Here is a 2,909-nt window from a genome sequence, read left to right on the forward strand (position 1 = left end):
CGAAAGCCCGCGCCACATCGAAATCCAGGTGCTCGGCGACAGCCAAGGCAACATCGTCTATCTGGGCGAGCGCGAATGCTCGATCCAGAGGCGGCACCAGAAAGTGGTCGAGGAGGCGCCGTCGCCTTTCGTCACGCCCGAAATGCGCAAGGCAATGGGCGAGCAGGCCGTCGCGCTGGCGCGGGCGGTGGGCTATTACAGCGCCGGCACGGTCGAACTGATCGTCTCGGGCGCGGACCCGACCGGCAAGAGCTTCTACTTTCTCGAAATGAACACCCGGCTCCAAGTCGAGCATCCGGTGACGGAGGCGATCACCGGCCTCGATCTGGTCGAGCAGATGATCCGCGTCGCGGCGGGCGAGCCGTTGGGATTCACGCAGGACGATGTGAAGCTGAACGGCTGGGCCATCGAGAACCGGGTTTATGCGGAGGATCCGTATCGGGGGTTTTTGCCCTCGACCGGCCGCCTCGTCCAATACCGCCCACCGGGACACAGCGCTGCTGCGAAAGCAGGAGCCCAGATGGACGGGCTCGGAGCGGGTGACTCTGGGCTCCTGCTTTCGCAGGAGCACGACGGGGCAGCACCCTACACACGCGTCGACGACGGCGTGCGCGAGGGCGGCGAAGTCTCCATCTTCTACGACCCGATGATCGCCAAGCTGATCACCTGGGCCCCCACGCGCGAGCAGGCGATCGACGCTCAGATTGCCGCGCTCGATCGGTTCGAGATCGACGGGCCTGGCCACAATATCGACTTCCTCTCTGCGCTGATGCAGCACCCCCGTTTCCGCGAGGGGCAGCTGACGACGGGTTTCATTGCCGAGGAGTATCCGGAAGGCTTCCACGGCGCGCCCGCGTCCCGCCGACTGATCGAGGGGCTGGCGGCGGTCGCGGCGATGATCGGGCTCGAAGCCGACGCTCGCGCCGGCGACATCGACGGGCAGCTGAACGGCGGGCCCGAGCTTTCGCCCGAGCGCATTGTGCGCATCGACGGCCGCCAGATGCATGTCTCCTTCAAAGGCGATGAGCTCAGCCTGTCGGCGATCATCGACGGACAGGGCGACCCGATCGATCTGGAAGGCGATTGGGAACCGGGACAGGCGCTGTTCGAAGGCGAGCTGAACGGCGAGCCCATTGCCGTGCGCGTCGAGCGGAAGGGCCGCAGATGGAAGCTGACGACCCGCGGCGCGGCGCATCTGGTCGACGTCTGGCCGCCGCACATTGCCGCGCTCGCGACCCACATGATCGACAAGGTGCCACCCGACCTGTCGCGTTTCCTGCTCTGCCCGATGCCGGGCCTGCTGGTGTCGTTGAACGTCGGCCAGGGCGACAAGGTGGAGGCAGGCCAGCCGCTCGCCGTCGTCGAGGCGATGAAGATGGAGAACATCCTCCGCGCGGAGAAGGCAGGCACGGTCAAGCGCGTCGATGCGAAGCCCGGCGACAGCCTCGCCGTAGACGCAGTGATCCTGGAGCTCGAATAGCTGAATTACATGCCAGCTTGGCTCGCTCGGGACGAGCGATGTGAGTCGATCAGGTCGCGAACCGCGCTACTCGCCCGCGCGTTTCGCGACGAAGGGGTAGGGGCGGCCGTTCACGTCCAGCCAGCCGATCAGGCCGCCCGCCGTGGATTGCCCGTGCAGGGTGAAGACCGACTCTCGGACCTTACCGGTCGCGGTCACGTCGCTGCCGGTCAGCGTCACGCTCTCGAAGGGGGTATCGGCGAGTTTCACCTCTGGCACGGCGAAACTGCCGCCGTCCGGCCCGAAGCGGACGCGGAGTGTCGCCGGCCGATAGGCATAGGTGAACGGCGCTGCCCAGCTGCCCTGCGCGGAGCCTTTTGGCTGGGTCAGCGAGCGCACCGCCGCCAGCGCGGGGTCGCGGCCTTGCTGCACGTCGGCGACGGTGCGCGGCGCCGCGACGTGCGGCGCGGTCGCGTCGCGCTTGTCGAGCGGGCCGGTGTCCTGCCAGTAGAGGCTCGACACGCGCAGCGTCAGGCCCGATTCCGGCAGCGTGATGCGCTTCGAATCGCCATAGCTGGACGGCGCGCCTCCTGTCGGCTCGCCGACGAACACGGCGGGCGTCCAGCGCTCCATCGCGTTGACGAGGTTCTGCGCGGCGGAGAAAGTCTTCGCGTCGATCAGCACGAACAGATGGCCCGGCTTCCAAAGCGCCGGACGCGCGATCGCGCCGCGCACGACCGGATCGATCAGGAAGTTGTTGCCGCCCGGATTGCCGCGCAGGTCGATCACCAGCCGCGCGTCGGGCGCCGCATCGACCGCGGCATAAACCTTGTCGGCGAAGGCGGCGAGCCTCTGGCCGGGCGCGTTCCCGATTTCCGAGATCCGCGCGACGACGATGCCGCCGTCCAATGTCTCCAGCCCAAAGATCGGCGTCTCGGGCTCCTTCGCCCAGGCCAGATCGGCGCCGTCCGGCAGAGCAGCAAGGCGCTCCCCGACCTCGCGCCCGTTCGACAGCCGGAACCGCCAGCGCGCGTCCGTGCCCGCGGTCACGCCGCGGGCGCGGAGCAGGTCGGGCAGCATGATGAAGCTGGGCAGATAGGCGCGCTTCATGCCGGCATTGTCGCCATTGACCAGCGGCAGCATCGCCGCCTCGATCGCGGCGACAGGCTTGTCGTCGATCGACACCAGCGAGGCGCCGACCAGCTTGCGGTATTTCGGTGCCGCGGCCGTCACCAGATAGCCGTCGCTTGCCGCCGTCAGCCGGATCGGCAGCGTGGCGAAGACGGGCACCTTCGGCGCCTCGGTCTTGGCATGGCCCAGGAACACCCCTGCGCTTTCGGGGAGCGGCAGGGTCAGGCGGGTATGGCCTTCGCCGGTGGCGGCGATCAGCTCGATCATCCGCGCCATCACCTGCCGGTCGTCGAGCGACGGGATGTCGGCTGCCAGCTTG

At 68.1% G+C, this 2,909-nt stretch carries 2 protein-coding genes; one reads left to right on the top strand and one right to left on the bottom strand.

Annotated elements, in window-relative coordinates:
• A partial coding sequence (locus tag VFT73_RS12425) for a biotin/lipoyl-containing protein (protein WP_326411568.1) occupies positions 1–1,480 on the top strand: 1,480 nt, incomplete at its 5' end.
• 66 nt (positions 1,481–1,546) lie between these two features.
• Here the strand turns inward: VFT73_RS12425 and VFT73_RS12430 are convergent.
• Positions 1,547–2,909: hypothetical protein (locus tag VFT73_RS12430; RefSeq protein ID WP_326411570.1), on the bottom strand; the 1,363-nt coding region annotated here is incomplete at its 5' end.

The organism is Sphingomonas sp. (assembly GCF_035758555.1).
GTDB lineage: Bacteria > Pseudomonadota > Alphaproteobacteria > Sphingomonadales > Sphingomonadaceae > Sphingomonas_B.